This is a genomic window from Bacillus sp. FSL K6-0268, from assembly GCF_038005425.1.
GTDB lineage: Bacteria > Bacillota > Bacilli > Bacillales > Bacillaceae_G > Bacillus_A > Bacillus_A thuringiensis_S.
Map to the genome: position 1 here is coordinate 414,486 of NZ_JBBOTF010000002.1, position 22,613 is coordinate 437,098.

Here is a 22,613-nt window from a genome sequence, read left to right on the forward strand (position 1 = left end):
TCACCAGTTTCAGCCCCTCGTTTTTGACTTTCTACATACTGTTGTATCGTATCACTTGATACATTCCCAGTAGTAGAAACAAAATAAGAACGCGTCCACAGACTTAACAAGTACGCGAGATGAGGGAACTCTTCTCTTAAACGCTTTGATGTCACTCCTTTGATTTTCGCCATTGTATTAGCAGAACTAAGTGTTGGAAGTGTATGCAAGAACACTTAAACGTGGTCTTTATCACATTCCATTGCGACAATAACAATATCCAATTCGTTACATACCTCTTGGACCAACTCTTTGAAACGGTCTTCTACTTTTGTGTAAAGAAAAATTGTAACTACTCAGCCACCTTTCGGTGGCTTTTTTTAATTTTACTAGTTTCATATGCCTCCTATTTGTAAATACTGAGTATATCAAACAGGGGAGGTGAATATTATGGTCGATCGAAAAATTATTTTAGATACATATAAAAAAGGACCTGAAGCTGTTATTTCTTTATTTGAAGAAACATTTTCTAAATTAGAAAAACGTATACAAGAACTAGAAAATGCTTCAAAAAAAAACTCCAAAAATAGTCATAAGCCACCTTCTACAGATGGTTTAGGTAAGCCTGTTACAAAAAGTTTGCGCAAACCGTCTCATCGTCAAACCGGTGGCCAGTTAGGCCACAAGGGACATACTCTTGGTTTGACAGCGACTCCAGATCATACGATTACACATTCTCCTACATATTGTACTTGTTGTCATACTTCCTTGAACCACGAGCCTGTAAAAGGGTATCGCATTCGCCAAGTGTATGACTTACCACCTATTCAGATTGAAGTGACAGAACATAAAGTAGAACAGAAAGAATGCCCACATTGCCATTCTATCCAAGAAGCCCAATTTCCTTCGACAGTATCTCGTCCTGTTCAATATGGTCCAAATATAAAAAGACTGATTCCCTATTTAACGCATTATCAATGCATTTCTTTGAAGCGAACAAAAGAATTCTTTCAGGATTGTTTTGGACATTCTATAAGCGAAGGAACCCTGGTAAATCATACACAGGCTTTCGCTTCTCAATTGCAGCCATTCATAAAAAAAGTAACGGAAAAGATCCTGCAGTCTCCTATTGTCCATTTTGATGAAACCGGTATGCGTGTAGAAAACAAAACACAATGGTTACATACTGCCAGTACACCGGAGGTGACATTGCAACATATTCATCACAAACGCGGAAAAGAAGCAATGGATGCGGGCGGAATTTTACCGTCTTTTTCTGGAATTGCGATGCATGATGGTTGGAAATCGTATGATGCGTATACAGATTGCCGACATGTATTATGTAATGCCCATCTCTTACGAGATTTGCAAGGAATTATAGATAGTACGGGGCAAAAATGGGCGCAACAGATGCAGAAATTTCTCACGCAAGCTTTAACGCTGAAAAAACAATACAAAGGAAATCTGCCAAAAGTAAAGCAACAGCACCTGTTTACTGTTTATCAAGCTATATTGAAAGAACAACCAGTCTTTTCTACAGAATTAAAAAAGAAAAGAAAGCAGACGCCTGCTCAAAATTTATGGAATCGCTTCGTCAAATATGCTGACAGAATTCTAGCATTCTTAGAACATCCAGACATTCCATTTGATAATAATCAAGCGGAACGGGATATTCGAATGACGAAAGTCAAACAGAAAGTGTCTGGGACTTTCCGAAGTAAGAAAGGCGCAGAATCTTTTTGCCAGATACGAAGCTTTATGAGTACCATGAAAAAACAAAAACAATCTGTCTTACAAGCGATAGGACAAGTTATAGAAACCGGAACGGTTCCTTGGAATCGCACAACTTCATAAGAGAAATTCTCTGTTTGATTTAGATTCTTTCTCTTATTGGAGTCTTTTCTTTTTTATGTTTTCGAATGAAAACATGTATTTGGTATGCCCTTTTTCCTAATTAAGCTGAGTAGTTACGAAAAATTTTTCTTCTGTATCGTGGGCAAAACACAAAATGGTAGTGAATGAATAAAACGTTTGTTTTGGTTTTTCTATACTTATTTATCATGTCCATATTGTCTCAGTTAATTTATAAAACCGCAACAAAAAGATAAAAAAATAATACCAACATTTTGGATACTTAAAGTGCCACAAACCTTGCGTTTTTTTGGTAGCACTCCGTATCCAACCTCATTTCGCGTTCCTTAAGGAAGAAATTTTCTTAACTAAAATAATAAAAAGCACAGGCTATTGAAATAGACTATTCATAGGTAAAATATGAAATGAAAGTTACTCACATTTATAGTATAATAAATTCCTAAATAATAAAAAATATGAACAAAAAAGCACAGTGCATATTGGTATAGTCCGTTCTTCTACAAAAATAATAATGACTGAATTATTCGTTTAGTTTGCCGTTTAACAAGTAAAATTCAATATTATTATCCGAAATCTAATTGGAGTTCAAAGAAGTACCAGACTAGATAGCCAACATATAAATAAAATTAAATACATTCGGACCACAAAATTAAATGAATAATTAAATACAGCGAAAGAAGCAACAATCAAAGCCTGATAAAAAAAGAAGAGAGAGATTGGAAATACCCAGGTAAGCTGAAATAAAAAATGTATAGAATTAAGTTCCTGCAGAAAAAGCGAGGTGAACATAGCATGAATAAAAAAATTTTTGAAGATACCTTGCAACATTTTTCTTTTTTCTTATCAAGTCGAGGAAGAAAACCATCCACAATTAAACGATATGTCTATGATATTGAGGACTTTAGGAGATGGCTGCAAGCATCAAATCGTTTGCAAAAAAAGAACATGTGGAACGAAATAGATAAAGAAGATTTTGAAGCCTATTTTCAAGAACTTCTGTACCAAAGAAAATATGGACAGAAAACCATTCATCGAATTGCAGTCGTATTAAAAAAATTGTATCAGTTCTTAGATATTCCACATCCTATTGCAGAAATACAAGGAATCACTCCACCGAATCGCTCCCTATGCAAAAATGATTTTGTTACGAAAGAGGAAGAGAAAAAGCTCAAGTATATTCTTTCTTCTTCCGAGGGATTGTCAGAGAAGCAACTTTCCGTTCGACCATTTCTGATAAATCGGAATGAGTCTATCTTATCACTTCTCTTGAACTATGGACTCACACTACAAGAACTTGTATCGTTACAAATGCAACATATGCACTTTGGAAAGAATAAAATGACAGTTGTACATAGTCAAGGGACGAAACGAACCATCTTTTTAGAAGAAGAAGATAACACATGTTTATTTACGTATTATAAAACAATTCCTGAACCAGTTCGTCCTAGATACCATAGCAAGGATCCTTTGTTTGTTGCATTCGATTTTCAACGAGGTACATTTCGTTGGGTATATGACAATGATGCTCCAAAAGCATTAACAGCCATTGCGGTGCAAAAGATGATTCGATTAGAAGTAGCTAGAGCGAAATTGAGAAAAGGCATTTCTGCACAACACTTACGGAACACCTATATTCTACGTTGTTTAGAAAAATATATGTCTACAGAGGAAATCATGAAACGAACAGGTTTTCGTTCGCTTCTATCAGTAAAGCGTTATGAAGAATATGTAAATAAACATGCACCTACAAAATAATTTAGAAGAATGCATTTCTAGGATTCCACACAATAAAAATAGTATATCGTTTGAATTGCAAAATTGAAATCTTTTGTTTAAAGAGCGTCATGATGACATTGTTCAAACCCCCAATTCAAAAAGGAGAAATTGAAGTGTATCATTTTCTCCCTTTTTTCGTAGTACAATAATACGTGAAAATATCTGTAAATTTGAAACCCCTTTAAGCAAGTTTAATAAGCATAGATAATGATGTGATGACGGAAGTGTATCCTAGTAAACCAATTATGGTCTAGTGATTCTACACTATTACAGCCCTTCCCGAACGAGAAAGCCCATCGTCTTTAGGCATGGGATGAAAGTGAGGTTGGATACGGAGTGCTACCAAAAAACCGCAAGATTTGTGGCATTTTAAGTATCCAAAATGTTGGTATTATTTTTTTATCTTTTTGTTGCGGTTTTATAAATTAACTGAGACAATATGAACATGATAAATAAGTATAGAAAAACCAAAACAAACGTTTCATTCATTCACTACCATTTTGTGTTTTGCCCACGATACAGAAGAAAAATTTTTCTTTACACAAAAGTAGAAGACCGTTTCAAAGAGTTGGTCCAAGAGGTATGTAACGAATTGGATATTGTTATTGTCGCAATGGAATGTGATAAAGACCACGTTTAAGTGTTCTTGCATACACGGATCATGTGTAACCATCATGATAGATACGCCTTGCTCTTTATTTAAGTTTGTCATCGCATCAAGTAAACTCGTTGCATTTTTAGAATCAAGCGCTCCTGTTGGCTCGTCCCCTAAAATAATGGCAGGTTCATGCACTAACGCACGTGCTGCTGCTGAACGTTATTTCTGTCCACCAGATACTTCAGATGGATACTTTTAAAGTATTTCTGTAATCCCTAACATATCCGCTACTTTTTCTACTTTCGGTCCAATATTACGTGACGCGACACCTTGAAGAGATAATGGAAGTTCGATGTTTTCATAAATAGATAAGTTCTCTAATAGGTTAAAGTCTTGGAAAATGAATCCTAATTTTTGTGAACGGAAATCAGAAAGTTCACCTTGCTTCATTTTCGTAATATCCGTACCCGCGATTTCAACAACGCCGCCCGTTGCTTTATCAAGTGTTGAAATTACGTTTAATAATGTCGTTTTACCAGAACCAGATGGCCCCAATTCCGACAAACTCCCCCTCTTGAATGGAGAATGAGACACCTTTTAACGCATATGATTGATTCTCTCCTTTTTTACCGTACACTTTTTGTACGTTTTCACGTCTACAACTGGCTTCGTCATATATATCCTCCTACAATTGTTATTCTCTTACTTATTTTGCTCTTTTGGAAGATGAATCGCTATTGATTGATATGACAGTAACCTTCCATTTTTGTAAGGGGATGTTTCTTCCATTTTAAAACAGCTACTTTAGTATGAGAATAACACAAAAAATACCAAATGATGATTGGATTGTTACAATGAAAGGTGTATGGTTTAAATAACATCAAATATAGACTTTTACAAACAATATAACTTACTTAGTTTTAATATAAGAATTTTATAATACAAGGAGTATACAATATTCATTTGCTTATTCCTCCATTTCGAGTGGATGGGCAAAAACACCCTATTATATATATCAGCTATATTTGTCAGTTTACCAAGGAATGTTATTAAATTAATTATCAAACCAAAAAATCCATTAACGTATTTTTCTTTTTCAAAGTATGGCCATACCCTATTATCTTATCCAGTATACATTTCTATAAGCCATTGGCTCAATTAGTCAGAATAGAGGCCACTCATACATATCTGGTCATAGATTCAAACTCTAAAAATCCAGCATATTCTATTTTTTCATCACTCCATAGACTGTATGTATGATATATATAAGCAACAAGCACATTCATAAATATCTTTTTCTTTCCACAATCGTTAATAATTATTTTACAATATTGTAATTCACTAAATGCTGAAAGATGTGCGAAGTAAGAAACATAAATAAATATATCCAGCGTACAAATACTATTTGTAACTACTCAGCCACCTTTCGGTGTCTTTTTTAAATTTTACTAGTTTCATATGCCTCCCATTTGTAAATACTGAGTATATCAAACAGGGGAGGTGAATCTTATGGTCGATCGAAAAATTATTTTAGATACATATAAAAAAGGACCTGAAGCTGTTATTTCTTTATTTGAAGAAACATTTTCTAAGTTAGAAAAACGTATACAAGAACTAGAAAATGCTTCAAAAAAAAACTCCAAAAATAGTCATAAGCCACCTTCTACAGATGGTTTGGGTAAGCCCGTTACAAAAAGTTTGCGCAAACCGTCTCATCGTCAAACGGGTGGCCAGTTGGGCCACAAGGGACATACTCTTGGTTTGACAGCGACTCCAGATCATACGATTACACATTCTCCTACATATTGTACTTGTTGTCATACTTCCTTGAACCACGAGCCTGTAAAAGGGTATCGCATTCGCCAAGTGTATGACTTACCACCTATTCAGATCGAAGTGACAGAACATAAAGTAGAACAGAAAGAATGCCCACATTGCCATTCTATCCAAGAAGCCCAATTTCCTTCGACAGTATCTCGTCCTGTTCAATATGGTCCAAATATAAAAAGACTGATTCCCTATTTAACGCATTATCAATGCATTTCTTTGAAGCGAACAAAAGAATTCTTTCAGGATTGTTTTGGACATTCTATAAGCGAAGGAACCCTGGTAAATCATACACAGGCTTTCGCTTCTCAATTGCAGCCATTCATAAAAGAAGTAAAGGAAAAGATTCTGCAGTCTCCTGTTGTCCATTTTGATGAAACTGGTATGCGTGTAGAAAACAAAACACAATGGTTACATACTGCCAGTACACCGGAGGTGACATTGCAACATATTCATCAAAAACGTGGAAAAGAAGCAATGGATGCTGGAGAAATCTTGCCATCTTTTTCTGGAATTGCGATGCATGATGGTTGGAAATCGTATGATGCGTATACAGATTGTCGTCACGTTTTATGTAATGCCCATCTCTTACGAGATTTACAAGGAATTATAGATAGTACTGGAGAACAATGGGCACAACAGATGCAGAAATTTCTAACGCAAGCGTTGACGATGAAAAAGCAATCCGAAGGTACCATGCCAAAAGCGACGCAAAAGAATCTGTTTATTATGTATCAATCCATATTGAAAGAACAACAGATTCTTTCCACGAAACAAAAGAAGAAAGGAAAGCAGACGCCTTCTCAAAATTTATGGAATCGCTTCGTCAAGTATTCTGACAGAATTCTAGCGTTTTTAGAACATCCAGCCATTCCATTTGATAACAATCAAGCAGAACGGGATATTCGGATGACGAAAGTAAAACAGAAAGTGTCTGGGACTTTCCGAAGTAAGAAAGGCGCAGAATCTTTTTGTCAGATACGAAGCTTTATGAGTACCATGAAAAAACAAAAACAATCGGTCTTACAAGCGATAAACCAAGTCATAGAAACTAGAACGGTTCCTTGGAATAACACGACTTCATAAGAGAATTTCTCTATTTGGCATAGATTCTTTCTCTGATTGGAGTATTTTCTTTTCATGTTTTCGAATCGGAAACATGTATTTGGCCTGTTTTTTTATTTGAAGAAGCTGAGTAGTTACTACTATTTTTAAAAATATGAACACCTCTATTTACTTGAGAAACATATAACTCGTAATCCGCAGCACTTATTGCCATTTCGAACGTTTATCAAATAGGAAAAGTTCCGAAAGGTTGAAATACTCGCCTAATAACATTGGTACTTTTTCACTCTTACTATCTTCACCTATTTACCATAAAAACCTCGTTTACGCATTTCATTACGTAAATTCGATGCAGGGATTTTAAGATGTTGTGCTATTTTTGGATAACTCCATCCCTGCTCCCTTAAGTTTTTTGCTTGTCGACACCAATGCTCCCATTTATTTCGACTTTGTTCCTGTATTTCTGTTTTACTTTTTCCTTGCCACAAACCTCTTCTTTTCAATTGGTCATATAACGTACTGCGCGAACAATCCAGCTTCTTTGAAATGCTCCCTGCTCCAAATCCTTGCTCTTTTAACGCCACAGCTTTCCTACAAACCTCATCCCATTCTTCTTTTGTCTTTTGTCCTTTACTCTCTATAAAAAGATCCTTTGTTAAAAATTGGAATTCTTTTCCCACCATACAGTTGTGAATTTGAATACATTCTTTCAAAGAGCGCATTTGATATTCGCATGTTTGACAATACTGATCCTGTAAATCTAAAATACGAATTCTCTTTTCTTTTGGATTCATACTGTACACCTCACTAACTTTTCACCCTTTATTCCATAATATCTACATTGGATCTCTCATCAATAGTTTCAACATTTTTTTGTAATTATAACCAATTTTTATTAGTTTTTGGTCTTTGAATTCTTCCTTACTTCTCAATCCGTTTTCACGGTATAATAAATTAATTAGATGCAGAATAATAAATAATATTCAAAAAAAAAAAAATGATTATATTATCTTAATAATTGTTCTTTCCCATATTATTTGAACTCTAGCTATAGAATCCTTTTACAAGATAAGCAACTGGATTTTTCCCCCACATAATAGATTTTATAAGCTATATTTCATTTCTATAACAAAAACTATATATAATGATATAATGAGATGAAATTCTGATCGCTCCTTAATATAAAATATGGTAGCTTGAAAATAACAAGCTTTTTCTATTTTATATACCCATACAAACTATTTTTCATATTCAATCAGAATGGGAGGGTTAGTTGATATTTTGATATATTTTTGAAAAGTATGGATGTTCACTTCCAATTTTTTAATAATCATAGAAAAGGGCTTTCTGTAATAATTTGCAATTATAATCTTTTTCTTTCTAAGTAAACAAAGAGTAAATTAGATTTGTTTCACTCACTAAATCTATAGTAGTTCATACGACAGTAATCAAAAAAGGACAAAGCCTTCAAACAGAGCTAATCGAACTTATCTTAAAAGAAAAGGATAAAAATTCTGTTACTATCTCTTATTATGATACGCGAACCATAGGGACAATCTCATTTACGAAGATTTAGATGTGTAACGTCGTTATTTGGGTAATCACAATTTGAATATAGCTTTGAATAAAATTGAATGTTTTTGAAACAACTATAACTTTCTTCCTGTACCATTCACCTTTTACGCCACTACTTTTCAAAATCATGACACAGATACTTCACATTACATCTCATTTTTGAGGAAAGAACCTTCTTACACAAAATCACAAATATGTGTGTTCGAGAATCTAAATGGAGAATGTAGCTAATAAGTCGGATAAATAAAGACTTACATTATCGTTACAACGGCCCTTACATCATAAAATATAATCAAATCAGCAAACGTAAACCCCTCTTCCACTTAACAGTCCACCGACTGTCTGAAGGGGGGGTTTACCGCCACTAATACATTCCAGCATTTTTTTAACTACACTAGAAGAAATATTAGGCTTTTATCTATAACTGTCATTTCTCTCCCCTATTCATTACATATTGCTCTGTCTATTTCTTGAGGTGGAAGTTTTCTATCAAGAAATAATGAATGAAATATCATTAACATAACAAGCCATCTTAATCCATTTCTAAGAAGGTTTTAATATCGTCTAATTCTCTTCGAGTCGGAATAACTGATATGTGTAGCACAGGTACCTTCATTTTTTCTAGTGGAACCGTCGTTAAAATACCATCTATTCCCATTTTTTCGAAATCGTACTCTTGAATATCTAATGCTTCCTCCGATACAATTGATAGTGTATTCCCAAACTCATGATAAAGTACACCTTGTATATATCGTTTCCATAAAATAGCATCTCCTAAATACAAACATACATTTTTTCGAAATGCTTGAGATAATTGAAATACAGCCTCTAATTGTAACGTGATGGCTAGAATATCTTCTTCGTTCACCCGAGAAAAAAATGGGTATTGTTGTATCCATGATGTATAAACTTTTTGAACTTTTTCAAATGTTACAGGATGTATTTGTTTCACTTTTTCATGCCATTCAGATGTAGGTGATGTAATTGTCGGAATAAACTGATACCTATATGAAATTTGTCTAATGTATTGTAACAAATAAAACAAGAACTCTTCATCTCGATGAAAAAGCATATTAAATTCATTTTCTAATTGTACTACTAAATCTTTGACGTATTGATATAGCATAGATGTCCCATTATAATAATATTGAAGAAGCTCTTCTTTATAACGACTTCTGTTAGAATAAACAAACATACAACAATTTACAGCAATTGTCATTACCACTTTATCTGTTTTTGTAAGTGAAACACCACATAAAACAGAAGGCAGCGCTTTAATTTTATGATAAAAGGGTGTTTCAATTATAAGTGCCTCATGAATAGGTAACACACTTATATTATCCCCCTTCTTTTTACGTTGCACAGCAATCGCTAGTAAATAAGCCAACCGTTGTTTATAAATCGGATAAAATTGAATATCTAGTTTTTGTTCGATGTTTTTTACGTAAGAAAAAATTTCAAATTCGTCAGAAAATGGCCATTTATCCCATCCATAGGTTGTAAAATACAATTCATAGAACATATATACAATATGCGCTTCTATTCCAACAATACGCAGAGGTTTTTTATGCAACTCTAAATCAAAATGATTTAGATATTCCTGAACCTCACGGAGTACTGAAGAAATAGTTGCTACTTGTACATATAGTACATCAGCTAGTTCCGTCACTGTACGAATATTCCCTTGTAACAATTGTTCTAAAACTCGAAATCGCATGTCTTCTTGCTTAAAAAAAGAATACACACTGGTTTGAGATGAATGAGGAGGTTTATATAATTTTACACCTCTTCCTTTAATGACGTGTATCTGCCAATCTAAAGGTAACTGATTTTTCAAATAATGCAAATCTCGCCGAACAGTCTTTACTGCACATTGAATTTGTTCAGCAATTTCTTCTAAAGTATGCCATTTTTGATCTTGCAATAGCATATTAATAAGTTCTTGTTGTCGTTGCTGAGTAGACATAATTTATACCATCCCTGTCTCAAAACATGACTGGATGTACTCCTTTCTTTTTTTGTTTAGTATAATCAAATAAGCGAGGAATACAAGTAGTATTTTTTGCCTAAATAGCTGTTTTAAATAAAAAATATATTATTGATTTCCTTGAAATTAAAAACATTCCTTCCACTACTATAAAGCAAGTATTTTTAATATATTAAAGCGTTGTTGACTGGAAACATACATTTTCACGTAAGGTCTTTTCCAAAATGAAAAGCTTACCACCAAAAATCCCAGTACAAATATACCTATCTTTGGCGGCAAACTTTCACCTCAATTTCCTATTCACATATAGGGTTATCAAAAATCGTGTGCAACACCTAGTATATGATCCAGCGGAATGTACCCTATCATGCGACTATCTTTACTATTATTCCTATTATCCCCTAACACAAATAAGTGTCCCGCCGGTACTCGCCATGTTTGATTTTCCTGTTCGGACATTTTCTCATACAAATACGGTTCTTGTATCTTGTTTCCATTTCGATACAAAACTCCATTTTTATACGAAATCGTATCTCCTGGTTTTCCAATTACCCTTTTAATATAATTAACTGAAGAATTTTCAACAAACAACTGACCAATATTGGTTTCCAACAAATCATTCCACATATTATGTTGTTCATCTAATTGACTGTCTAACACCACAATGGAACCATATGCAGGAACGTTTCCTAATACATGAGACCACTTTGATACAAGAACCCATTGTTCATCGTGTAGAGTTGGATTCATGGACTCCCCTTTCACACGAAATGGTTGTACTACAAAGATTTGTAAAACGATAGTGATAATCAAACTTATTACTATATATTTCGCCCAATTTTTTATCACAGCATATCCCCGCATAACTCTCCCCCCATGGCCTCTGGTAGTATCTACTTATTCCTTTTTCTGCGGCTTAAAAACATCCTTAAATTCAGCATCTTTCACCTTAATATCTGCTTTTTCAAGCAACTTTTGAATAAACTGCTGCTGCCATACTTGATCTTGTAAACGTTTTTGTTCTAATGTTTTACGGATATTTTCTTTTTCTTGTTCAAATGGTTTCAATTCTTTCTTCTCTGTTAATTTAATGATATGATATCCAAATGTTGTTTTAACTGGTTCACTTACCTCGCCCACTTGCAACTTATATGCAGCATCTTCAAATTCTTTTTGCATTATACCGGGACCAAATACTCCAAGATCCCCACCTTTCTCTTTGGAACCTGTATCTGTAGAATATTGTTTTGCTAAAGCCGCAAAATCTTCTCCTTGCTTAATTTTTTCTTCCACTTCTTTAGCTGTATTTTCATCCGCCACTAAAATATGACTAGCTCTGATTTCCGGCTTATAATTTTCTTTCAATTCCTTTTCAGTAATAGACTTTTTAACAGCTTTTTCTAACGCCGCTTGGGCTTTTAATTGTTCTTTTAGAGCTTCCTCATTGGGTACACCAAATTGTTTAATTAAATCTGTTACATTTTTTTGGTTTGTTTGTTTTTTTAATTCTTCTAATTTCTGATTTACTTCTTTCTCTGAAACTGGATAATCATGAATTAGTACTTTTTTCACCATCATCTGATACACTGCTACTTTTCCAAATTGTTCTTGCAAATTTGTCCCAAGTTCCTTTTCGGTAATCGCTCCAACTTTTGATGTAACTACTTCTCCTGTGTTCCCACAGGCAGCGAATAATATAGCGCTTCCTAATAAAACGCTTGCTAATTTTACTTTTTTATTCATTTATAATCCCTCTTTTCAATTTCTACAGTTCCTACAGTTTATTTGACTTTATCCTTCAAATAAACTGTACTTCACGTTTTTTTAATTGTTTTCGTAAAGTACTCTCATCACAACCTAAAAATTTTGCAATAGCTCGATAGGTAACATGTGTTTCTTGTAATTTAACCGCTTCTCCGCATAAATAATCCCATTTTTTCTCACTCTCTCCATATATTTTTTCTAAAGAATCTACTTCAGAAATTAATAACAATGCTTTACCAGCTTGTTCGATCCACGATCCGATTAAACACTGCTTATAACAATACGTATAAGAAGCACTTTGAAACGAACAAGTTTGGCAATGTAAATCTTGTACGTCCAAAACCTGTATACGTAGTTGCTTTGCATTCATATAGTATTTCCGCCTCTCTAAACATATTTAAATTTCCAATGATTTATTAGCCATATATTTAAAATAAAAAATAGCTTCTCTTGAACGATACTACAAATTAAGCATCTTTCTTAAAGCAATTAAACTTTTGTCAAAAGTATTTTTTCATAACATAACTCTACATCAAAACTCTTTTTTCTGTGATAAACTAAATGTATTATCTTATAACGCCTGTATAGGATATAACATAGTGCGTATAAAAGGACATTCCAAACCATCTTCACAAAATCATATAAAGACACTCTTTTTTCTGGAAGTAGAACAGAAAGTGTCTTTATATACTCGTTATTATTTCTCTTGTTCACATCAGTCACATCCAAGTTTCCTTAATATATTGCATTTTTAGAAATACTAACCATTCGAGACTCCCACGATGTATCTTCAACTCACATAGACACTTATATTTTCTATCTCGAGCATTATTCGTTTTAGTACATTTCAGATAACTTTGATTTCTATAAGCTGGCGTCACATATTCAATCTGAATACCAGCTATTCTTTATAGATAATAAATTGTGATAAACGATAAAATGACCAAGTGTGTAGTTTTTTTCGTTTTTATACCTTGTCCTTATCATTTTTATATTTGTTAATTGTTCTAATTGCACAACTTATTTTATGATTTTTATCTTGCATCGGTCTTTACTCTTTATCGTCCATTCGCCAAATGGATTTCATTTCTACTTATTACGTACACTACGCAACGTACGCTTCTTATATTTATTATACCTACCACTCCCGAAGAAACACCTTATCATCTGCGATTGCTACCGCGGGGACCTTGAGACCTAAGTCTATACCTGAAATTTTCGTTCCTGTCCTTTTATTACTAGGAAGTGTGACTGCTATTTAGGCTATCCACTTATTCGCTTTTTTTGTGATACGCAGTGTACCTTCAGATTACGTTTGTTTGTAGCGCTTAATAAAGCTTGGATTCTTATACGAATCAACTTTTCATTTACCTGAAATGAGATTGAAATATAAGTAGGATTAAATAAATAATTTTGATTGTTCCATACACAAACACGCCTCTTTAGAATTAGGATAATTTTATACTGGTTTTTCTTTACTTTTATAGTAAACAAATTTTTTGCGTCTTTAATCACTTGATTTTTTCACTGCACTTGGAGAGTATGAAATAATTGCATACAAAAGCCAATTTTTTATTAATTAGAGTCGCTTGTGCTTGATTTGGATAGATACGAAACGTATCATCATTCGTTCGTTTCACCCCATTTCGATTGTGAGAGAAGAAAAATTTTGAGGCTAAACATACAAAGGGTAGGGCACACTGGTATGAACAGCGATTGGAATTCTTGTATTCATGAACAAATCCAACATATAAAATCAGAATACTTTCAGGAGCCCTTTACTCAAATCATCAAAAATCACGAGGTGATGGAAATAGAAGATTTGCTAGTAACCACTCTATAAAAGAGCGTACAGTAGCCCAAGTGCTATAAGAAGTTCAATACTAACAAATGATTAATTATTTATGATAATCTATCCCCTTTCCATCTGGCTGTGCAATCAAATTATTTCATTTCCCCAGAATACTTTGTAAATATTTTATGTTAATGTGTAATTCTTTTATCTACTGTTCGCTTTGCCAAAAACCGCTGGTAAATTTACATTACTAGCATAGCTGAAAAAACCTTATTCTTCCAATAATTCTTCATAGGTATTTTTATAAAAATCAAAGACTTCCTTCTTACGTAAATCTTCGAGTAAAAATTTTATGTCGTTGGACCTTAGCCTAGGCGAATAACCCGCTACAAGAGCTGGTAATGCTACCTTTTCTGAGTAGTAACAAATATAAGCTAAGTCATATTCAGTAAGTTTTATCATGACGACTCCTTTCTCCTCTATTTTATATTATGATTTGAGATTTAAGATGTATGTATTTTTCTCTTGACAAGCACCTTATTATAATTTAAATCCATATTTATAAATGAAAGGGACAGGAGCAAGTAAGAGCTTCGCCCCCCTGTTACATAATTATACAAAAACAATAGATTTACACCTACTGACACCAATTTCTCCTCTTCAGATTTTTTAGTGAGAAATTCTCTGTGAGAAGCTAATAAGTTTTCATTTTAATTAAAAATAACAGTCAGATTATTTTCTCAATAATAATCTGACTGTTATTTTTGTGAATAGATAGGACAACTACATGATTTCCCAGTGCCGGGAAGGGTTTTGTTGGCTTGTTTTTATAATAACATGCGGGAAGCCATATATTCAGTTCAAAAAGGCTGTTTGATAAAAGGAAAATAACTAAACATGAAGAATAGCGCAAATCTGTTAACCCGACGTCCACTCCAATATGAGGGTGTATGTTCGGCAAGTCTTGCACTTCTGTGTTAACTAACCGTAATACATAATACAAATTAAATAAAATTTAGTTTTGACCACTTTAGTTTATTTCCCATAACAGCAATGTTTTCATTCTTTTGTATTGTCAAGGAAGATTGTATGTTCTCCTCTAGAGTGTAGGGGGGACGTGTAGTATGTAAAATCAAAGACTCCTTCTTTAATGACTTGAAGGCGTTCGATTTATATAATTTTTTTCAACAGCCTTCAAGATGAGGGTGTATCATCGCCCCAACGATTGCACGACTCACTCTCATCCCATGCCTAAAGGCGATGGGCTTTCTCATTCGGGCAAGGCTGCAGTGGAACGTAAATAATTTTACATTTATAAAGAGTAAATTATAATCTACACAAATACAAAGTGCATATTATAATCATTCATATGCTAGTATTATTTTCATTTGATTTGTTTAGAATGAGAATCAACACCTTATCAATTTGAACAAATAATCCTGATACAATTTACGAAAAAATAATACTGCACACCTAACATGTACTATACTAGCCGAGACATCTAATAAAGGACAACATTCATCATTATTGAGTGTTGTCCCTTATTATGTCTTTTTTTATTTTCAAACAATAGGTTTTTTCATGATTTGAACTACCCCACTTTCACTTCGTGTAAACGAGGAGGATTCCTAAGTAAAGAGCTCTAGTTTATTAAGCTAGCCCCGTAGCTCTTGCTGTTAGAATCCTTATCGATTCATCCTTTAGATTGATACTTGTAAATCCTCTATACCGATCACATCGTGGATTTTGATAATCTCAGTTGAGACTAGTAATTTTTTCTAGCATAGGTCATGTATTCATGAATGCTAGCTCTAGCTACTTTTATTCGCTGTTTATGCCAGCGAGAAGATCTTTTTATTCTTCTAGAAAGAACACGATGCGCTTTCGCTAACTTCTTTTCGGATTTTTTATAGGTTGTTCAATCTGACAAAATGGTGAACTCTTTTCATCAAACATCCATTCCAATGTAAGATTATGCCTTCGGAAGTTTTGCACTTCTGTTTCAAATCACAATGATACACAGTATCTTCCAGAAGGTTTCTATCTAACTGTAGCATGTATAATACATCCTTTTTTCGCGGGTTTTGGCAAATCAAACAAGACCTTTTTTTGATAATTTCATTTTGTTTCCTACAACGACAATGTTTTCATTTGTTTGTTTTATGGTATAAAATTGTACCTTGTTCTTCTTAACTTTGAAACGCGGGGTACAATTTTATTTTTTTATAAGCGTGTATACGCAAGGTTGCGAACAGACGACTATATCGTAATACAATCCACTTCTTTTAGCCAAACACTTTCTTCCTGGTTCTTTGTATGCATGATTCCATATGGATAGGAAATGATTGCATACAAAATGAGAACAGCCAATCATTTTATTGATTAGAGGCGCTTGCATTTGATTTGGATAGATACAAAACGTATAGGTTTTATTCATCATCATTCGTTTCACCCCATTTCAATATGATTCTATTACAAACCAAACATACATGCGATAGGTTCATAAATACATCATTTCAATGTCTGAGCAATAATATTAAATTATAAATTCTTTTATCTTTATAAATAAATATTATTTCAACATGGAATCAGACAAATAATCCAACTCAATTTATACATCATATCTCACCATTATAAATGCAAGTCCCCCTGCAACCTGCAGCATAATTTATACAGTGATGCACACAGGTTGCAATATATATGTATGCTATATTCTGAAAAATTATGTTTATTTTTATCTTATATGATATATATACCAAAATACCAAAACTTTTTTGGTTATATATACCAACTATAATTAAAAAAAAAGACATAATAAATCTATCTCAATATTAGATAGATATCTATTCGCATTTTTTATTATTAATTATTTTATCTATATATGGCAAATAATCCAATGGAATTTCCTTTTGATTGTGTACTTGATATCCGTATAAATTACAATCATCTAACGGAATTGATTTCCGGCCACCTTGGTAAGCATTTTTTATATATTCATTCACCAGATGAAAAGACATTAAATACACTATATTTAATGTACGAAATTCTAATAAAAAAAACACACTGCTCCCATTTTTTCCGCTTGTTCTAAATATAAAACTTGATGCTCGCGAATATTTTTCAATGGAAAACTACTAGAATTCATTGTTGATTTCGCCTCAAAAGCCACAGCATATCCATTGTATACACCCTCATAGTCTACAGTGCTTTTTTTCACGTACAGACCTGATACAATATGCCTCCCTTTGCTTTTTAACACTTGTATAGGTGTAGGTCTTTTGGTAATTAATGCACGACTTTTTTGTTGATAAATTTCATTAGATTGATTAATATTACTTTCTAATGATAGCCCTTTATTTTTTTGCCCCATAACATTCTCCTTTCTCTTTGCATAGAGCTTACTAAATCCAGCCCCTATGTATTCTAAGGTATGTGGTTGTGCTTTATTTATACCATCAATTTTAATTTTAAATGGCAGTTATGAGACAAACTTTTTCTATCATATTTGTAATAATGTGCTATGTATTAATTTTGTACATAAGGGGGATATTCATGGCTATTCAATTATTCGTTCCGAAATTCGAAATTTCTGAATGTTTACAAGAAATTCAACAATGTTTAGAAAAGGGATGGACCGGTTTAGGTTATAAAACCGTAGAATTTGAACAAGAATGGAATAAATACACAGGGTTTCCTAATTCTCATTTTGTTAATTCGGCTACCGCGGGACTTCATCTAGCTGTCAAAGTTTTAAAAATGTACCACAAATGGGACGATGATGATGAAATTATTTCTACACCTCTAACATTTATATCTACAAACCATGCCATTAAATATGAAAATTTAAAAGTCATTTTTGCAGATGTGGATCAATACCTTTGTCTAAATCCACAAGATGTTGAAAATAAGATTACAAAAAAAACACGAGCAATTATGTATGTTGGAATTGGAGGAAACACCGGCCAATATCAACAGATTGTAGAAATATGTAAAAAGTATAATTTACGTCTCATTGTTGATGCAGCTCATATGGCTGGAACGCGTTTAATGGGAGAAATCCCCGGGAAAGAAGCTGATGTCGTTGTATATTCATTTCAAGCCGTAAAAAACCTGCCCACAGCTGATTCTGGAATGATTTGTTTTCAAAACAATGATTATGATATATTATGTAGAAAATTAACATGGATGGGTATTGACAAGACCACTTATGAACGAGTTGAAAAAAAAGGTGCTTATAAATGGATGTATGATGTAGAGCATGTTGGCTATAAATACCATGGAAATTCTATTATTGCAGCTATCGGATTAGTACAATTAAAATATTTAGATCGCGATAACGCTTATCGTAGACAACTGGCAAAGTGGTACGATGAACGATTAAGTCCTTACACTTCTAAAATAATGATTATTCCACAGCCTAACGGGTGTGAATCTTCTTATCATACCTATATAATTCAAGCTAAAAATAGAAATGAATTATTATTAGCATTGAATCAGGCCGATATATATCCTGGTGTACATTATAGAGATAATACCCAGTACCCAATGTATGCTTATGGAAAAGATACTTGCCCACGTGCTCATGAAATATCTGAACACGTAATTTCTTTACCTTTACATCTTCATTTATCAAAAAATGATGTGGATTATGTGTGTGAGCAAGTTATTAAATATGTAGAGCAGTAAGTAATGAAATGATATATTATTCCAAGAATGAAAAATTATCAATTCGAAACATTAAAGAAGCTGATATAGAAATGATACGAATGTGGAGAAATCAAAACAATATTAAACAGTATTTTATTAATACCGATACGATAAATAAACAACAAAAAAATGGTTTATTGATTATGTAAAAAAGGAGCCGATCAAATGTTCATGGTACAAGAACATGAACATTTTAAACCAGTAATCGGAACGAATGCCCTATATAATATTGATACAAAAAATATTCTGCAGAATTTGGAAGGTTAATGATTGGACATATCCCTGCTCAGAGAAAAGGATTTGGCACACAAGCTACTATCTTAACTTGTAAATATGCTTTTGAAAGATTAAATATGTCTGAAGTTTATTTGTACGTTTTACCTCATAACACCCGTGCTATAACACTTTATAAAAAAATTGGGTTTCTACCTATTAATATGCAAGATAATAAAATGTATATGGTACTAGATAAAAACAATTTCTTAATTAATCATACTGACTGAGCACATATTATTTATTTTAGTTGTTTGAAATCCCCCCACTTTCACTTCTTTTAGAAGAGGGGGATTCCTAAGTAAGGAGTTCTAACAAGCTCTAATTTATTAGGCTAGTTCCGCAGTCCCATTTAACTATGTTTACATTTTTAACCTCCTTGTTTTGATATCCTCAACAAGAACATCATTGGCTGGCAGTAAATGTTTTCGATACGACAATAACTTGTTTGCCGTACCACTATGCTCTGTATTCGGGCATAGTTCTGAATCGTGACCACAATACCTACCTACTTGCTTTTACTAACGTATGCTTCCGCAATATATTCAATACTTGCAACCCTCTATGCCAATCACATCGTGATTTTTGATAATTTCAGCTAAGACTTTGTCCCATTAATCTTTTCTAACGTTCGTCATGTATTGGTGAATGCTAGCTACTTGTACTCGCTGTTTATGCCAGCGAATAGATCCTTTTATTCTTCTAGAAAGAATATAACATTTTCACCAATTTCTCTTCTCATGACCGAAAAAACTTCGGATTTTTATAGGTTGTTCTATCTGACAAAATGGCAAAATCTTTTCATCTCACATCCATTCCGATGTAAGATTGTATCTTCGGAAGTTCTTGTACTTCTGTTTCAATTCACAATGACACAAAGCACCTACCAAAAGAATTCCGTCTACCTGTAGCATGTAAGTCCCTTTAATTCACGACTTTTGGCAAAGCGAATAATCCTCGTTTCGGCAACTTTATTTTGTTTCCTACAACAGCAATGTTTTCATTTGTTTGCTTTATGGTATCAGATGATACCTTGTTCTTCTTAGAGTTGTTTTGTTTTTTTGCAAGGTCTTGTATAAGCATCCGAAAAGTTGCGAACAGACAATTACATCGCAATGCTATCCACTACTTTCAGTTAAAACTTTTCCTTTTTTTCATTCTAGGGACCGTATAGATATTTAAGCGATCCATTTAGCAGATTTCTTCGTGATATGAAGTATGCCTAACTTGTGCTTCAACAAATCAAAATTACGATTATATATGTCGGTTACTACGGTATGAACCTTGAAACGATTTAACTTTCCATTTACCATGAACGAGATTGAAATGCAGGTGTAGTCAAATGAATCGTTTTGGCTATTCCACACACAAACGTGTCCACAGACTTGGTAAATGCTGAAGATGAGGAAATGCCTCTCTTACTTTTTTAGAAATCACTCCTTTGCTTTTCACCATTGTACCAGCAGGGCTGCGTATCGGTAGTGTATGCAAAAAACAAGTGAACATGGTTTGTCATATTTCATTGCGACTATTACAACATCCAGCTCGTTACATACCTCTTGAACCGATTATAGAAGAACGTTTTATAAAAACTACAACAAAAAATACCCAGATTTCGGATATTTAAAGTGCTACAAACCTTCCAGTTTTTAGTAGCACTCTATATCCAACCTCCCTTTCATCCCGTGTCTAAAAGCGATAGGCTTTCTCGTTCGGAAAAGACTGTAATCAAAGATTAAAACCGCTAAGGTATATATGATATTTTTCAATAAATTGGTTTTTAACAACCATTATAACTCACAAAAAATGGTATACAACTCCAAATAAATCACATACTAATTTACATCTAAACATATTGTAAATGAATTCACAAAAAAAGGAAGAATGATTTTATGGAACGACCATCCACATTATCTTGTAATTTAAGTCTCAATTTGGAAAACCTACAATATCGATTATCATCTAATTTTGATATTATATATCGGGAATTTGATATTCCAGATTTCTCACGGCACGCTGTTTTGATTTACTTAAAAACAATAACAGATGTACAAATGCTGCAAGATTATATCTTGCGTCCATTATTACAACGTTCAATAAAACAAAAATCTAAAAACGCTAATATCACTGTATCGACTGTTACAAACCGTATTGAATTATGCGATATCCAAATTTTTTCTGAATTAGATACTATCGTTTCTCATCTTTTCGCTGGTTCCTGTGTATTATTGTTAGAAAATATGAACATCGCTTTTATCTTAGATACTTCTAAAATAATGAATCGAGCGATTTCTGAGCCAACAACTGAAAGTAGCATACACGGCTCAAAAGAAAGTTTTGTAGAAATACTGTCTATCAATGTATCTATGTTAAGACGTAACTTTAAATCATCTCATTTATCTATACAAAAATCAACAATAGGTGTGCAAACACAACGCGATGTAGCAGTAGTTTATTTAGATCATCTTACAAACAAAAAATTCGTAACTGCAATAACTGAAAGAATTTGTGCTATCGACATAGATGATATTTTAGACAATAGTTGTTTAGAACAACTTCTTAGCAATAACTCATATTCACCATTCCCTCAAATGATACAGACTGAGAGACCTGATCGAGTTATACAGGGTCTACTAAAAGGACAAGTTGCTATTATTTTAGATGGGTCACCATTTGTTTTATTAACTCCCATTACCTTAGCATTATTATTACATACTCCTGAAGACGATACAGAAAGATGGTGGATTGGAACAACCTTCCGCCTATTACGCTTATTTTGTTTTTTATTGGCACTACTACTACCAGGCTTATACATCACTTTTATTTCTTTTCACCCAGGGCTTATTCCATGGCAATTGATTATCTTTATTCAATCTAGTAGAGGTGGTGTTCCTTTCTCAACATTTATAGAAACATTTTTAATGGCGTGTACGATTGAGTGTCTAGGAGAGGCCGGAATTAGGTTACCTAGATCCAGCGGGCAAGCAGTAGGCATTGTTGGTGGACTTGTTATTGGACAATCCGCTGTAGAAGCTGGGCTTGTCAGTCCGGTTACAGTGGTTATAGTTGCCCTAACGACATTATGCTCCTTTGCTATTCCACAATATGGATTGGGGCTTTCTATTCGACTATTACGGTTTTTATTCATTATAAGTGCTGCCATTTTCGGGCTATATGGCATTATCTTTGCATTTCTTTTCTTATGTGCCCATCTTGTAAAATTGCAAAATTTTGGAGTGAATTATTTAGGGTATTTTGTTCATTATCAATCTCAAGACTGGAAAGATACTTTCATTCGTCTCCCAATACAATGGAATATATTTCGAAATTCTATTTTTAAAACCAAAAATCGTAAGCGTATCAACTTAAAAAAAAGAAAGAAAGGTGTAACATGA

The 22,613-nt window shown here is 33.4% G+C and carries 13 protein-coding genes and 10 pseudogenes; 8 read left to right on the top strand and 15 right to left on the bottom strand.

What is annotated here, in order from left to right; genetic code table 11:
* Positions 1–17: 17 nt before the first annotated feature.
* Positions 18–326: pseudogene (gene tnpA, locus MHI28_RS32870) on the bottom strand (IS200/IS605 family transposase); the annotation flags it as partial.
* A 103-nt stretch (positions 327–429) separates the two neighbouring features.
* Between tnpA (MHI28_RS32870) and tnpC (MHI28_RS32875) the strand changes: the two are divergent.
* Positions 430–1,833, top strand: coding sequence for an IS66 family transposase (gene tnpC / locus MHI28_RS32875; RefSeq protein ID WP_340828062.1), 1,404 nt, complete (start codon positions 430–432; stop codon positions 1,831–1,833).
* A 112-nt stretch (positions 1,834–1,945) separates the two neighbouring features.
* Here the strand turns inward: tnpC (MHI28_RS32875) and MHI28_RS32880 are convergent.
* Positions 1,946–2,041: pseudogene (locus MHI28_RS32880) on the bottom strand (IS200/IS605 family transposase); the annotation flags it as partial.
* A gap of 602 nt (positions 2,042–2,643) precedes the next feature.
* Here MHI28_RS32880 and MHI28_RS32885 point away from each other — a divergent pair.
* Positions 2,644–3,606, top strand: a complete 963-nt coding sequence (locus tag MHI28_RS32885) for a tyrosine-type recombinase/integrase (protein WP_340828711.1) — start codon at positions 2,644–2,646, stop codon at positions 3,604–3,606.
* A 466-nt stretch (positions 3,607–4,072) separates the two neighbouring features.
* A pseudogene (gene tnpA, locus MHI28_RS32890) lies at positions 4,073–4,264 on the top strand (IS200/IS605 family transposase); the annotation flags it as partial.
* An 18-nt stretch (positions 4,265–4,282) separates the two neighbouring features.
* Here the strand turns inward: tnpA (MHI28_RS32890) and MHI28_RS32895 are convergent.
* Positions 4,283–4,900: pseudogene (locus MHI28_RS32895) on the bottom strand (ABC transporter ATP-binding protein); the annotation flags it as partial.
* A gap of 834 nt (positions 4,901–5,734) precedes the next feature.
* Between MHI28_RS32895 and tnpC (MHI28_RS32900) the strand changes: the two are divergent.
* Complete coding sequence (gene tnpC, locus MHI28_RS32900) at positions 5,735–7,138, top strand: IS66 family transposase (protein ID WP_100910632.1); 1,404 nt, start codon at positions 5,735–5,737, stop codon at positions 7,136–7,138.
* Between the two features lie 281 nt (positions 7,139–7,419).
* Here the strand turns inward: tnpC (MHI28_RS32900) and MHI28_RS32905 are convergent, their stop codons facing one another.
* The 9 genes and pseudogenes from MHI28_RS32905 to MHI28_RS36335 form a co-directional block, all read right to left on the bottom strand.
* Complete coding sequence (locus tag MHI28_RS32905; protein ID WP_340828713.1) at positions 7,420–7,911, bottom strand: hypothetical protein; 492 nt, start codon at positions 7,909–7,911, stop codon at positions 7,420–7,422.
* Positions 7,912–9,224: 1,313 nt separating this feature from the next.
* The gene (locus MHI28_RS32910) at positions 9,225–10,658 is read right to left on the bottom strand and encodes a BglG family transcription antiterminator (RefSeq protein WP_078187312.1); all 1,434 of its coding nucleotides are present in this window, start codon (positions 10,656–10,658) and stop codon (positions 9,225–9,227) included.
* A 336-nt stretch (positions 10,659–10,994) separates the two neighbouring features.
* Positions 10,995–11,543 (bottom strand): signal peptidase I, encoded by a 549-nt coding sequence (gene lepB, locus MHI28_RS32915; RefSeq protein WP_078187313.1) that lies wholly within the window; start codon positions 11,541–11,543, stop codon positions 10,995–10,997.
* A gap of 33 nt (positions 11,544–11,576) precedes the next feature.
* Positions 11,577–12,422, bottom strand: a complete 846-nt coding sequence (locus MHI28_RS32920; RefSeq protein WP_233936784.1) for a peptidylprolyl isomerase — start codon at positions 12,420–12,422, stop codon at positions 11,577–11,579.
* A gap of 55 nt (positions 12,423–12,477) precedes the next feature.
* Positions 12,478–12,813 carry a hypothetical protein gene (locus MHI28_RS32925; RefSeq protein WP_340828717.1) on the bottom strand — a complete coding sequence of 112 codons (336 nt, stop codon included), beginning with the start codon at positions 12,811–12,813 and terminating at the stop codon, positions 12,478–12,480.
* 409 nt (positions 12,814–13,222) lie between these two features.
* Positions 13,223–13,967, bottom strand: a pseudogene (locus tag MHI28_RS32930) (RNA-guided endonuclease TnpB family protein); the annotation flags it as partial.
* A gap of 541 nt (positions 13,968–14,508) precedes the next feature.
* A complete protein-coding gene (locus tag MHI28_RS32935) occupies positions 14,509–14,700 on the bottom strand; it encodes a hypothetical protein (RefSeq protein WP_078188096.1) in 192 nt (63 codons plus the stop codon).
* A 1,244-nt stretch (positions 14,701–15,944) separates the two neighbouring features.
* Positions 15,945–16,681: pseudogene (locus MHI28_RS32940) on the bottom strand (helix-turn-helix domain-containing protein); the annotation flags it as partial.
* 400 nt (positions 16,682–17,081) lie between these two features.
* Positions 17,082–17,608: pseudogene (locus tag MHI28_RS36335) on the bottom strand (Holliday junction resolvase RecU).
* Positions 17,609–17,790: 182 nt separating this feature from the next.
* On the opposite strand from MHI28_RS36335, the gene MHI28_RS32955 reads away from it, so the two are divergent.
* From MHI28_RS32955 to MHI28_RS36340, 3 genes are all read left to right on the top strand, one after another.
* Positions 17,791–18,924: a DegT/DnrJ/EryC1/StrS family aminotransferase gene (locus MHI28_RS32955; protein ID WP_340828723.1), complete on the top strand. Its 1,134-nt coding sequence runs from the start codon at positions 17,791–17,793 to the stop codon at positions 18,922–18,924.
* 8 nt (positions 18,925–18,932) lie between these two features.
* Positions 18,933–19,094, top strand: coding sequence for a hypothetical protein (locus tag MHI28_RS32960; RefSeq protein WP_340828726.1), 162 nt, complete (start codon positions 18,933–18,935; stop codon positions 19,092–19,094).
* Positions 19,095–19,211: 117 nt separating this feature from the next.
* Positions 19,212–19,448, top strand: coding sequence for a GNAT family N-acetyltransferase (locus tag MHI28_RS36340; RefSeq protein ID WP_445661807.1), 237 nt, complete (start codon positions 19,212–19,214; stop codon positions 19,446–19,448).
* Positions 19,449–19,614: 166 nt separating this feature from the next.
* On the opposite strand, the pseudogene MHI28_RS32965 reads toward MHI28_RS36340, so the two are convergent.
* From MHI28_RS32965 to MHI28_RS32975, 3 pseudogenes are all read right to left on the bottom strand, one after another.
* A pseudogene (locus tag MHI28_RS32965) lies at positions 19,615–20,353 on the bottom strand (RNA-guided endonuclease TnpB family protein); the annotation flags it as partial.
* Between the two features lie 46 nt (positions 20,354–20,399).
* A pseudogene (locus tag MHI28_RS32970) lies at positions 20,400–20,591 on the bottom strand (RNA-guided endonuclease TnpB family protein); the annotation flags it as partial.
* Positions 20,590–20,783, bottom strand: a pseudogene (locus tag MHI28_RS32975) (transposase); the annotation flags it as partial. The pseudogenes MHI28_RS32970 and MHI28_RS32975, both read right to left, overlap by 2 nt.
* A 327-nt stretch (positions 20,784–21,110) precedes the next feature.
* Here MHI28_RS32975 and MHI28_RS32980 point away from each other — a divergent pair.
* Entirely contained in the window at positions 21,111–22,613 is a 1,503-nt protein-coding gene (locus MHI28_RS32980) for a spore germination protein (RefSeq protein WP_340828727.1), read from the top strand.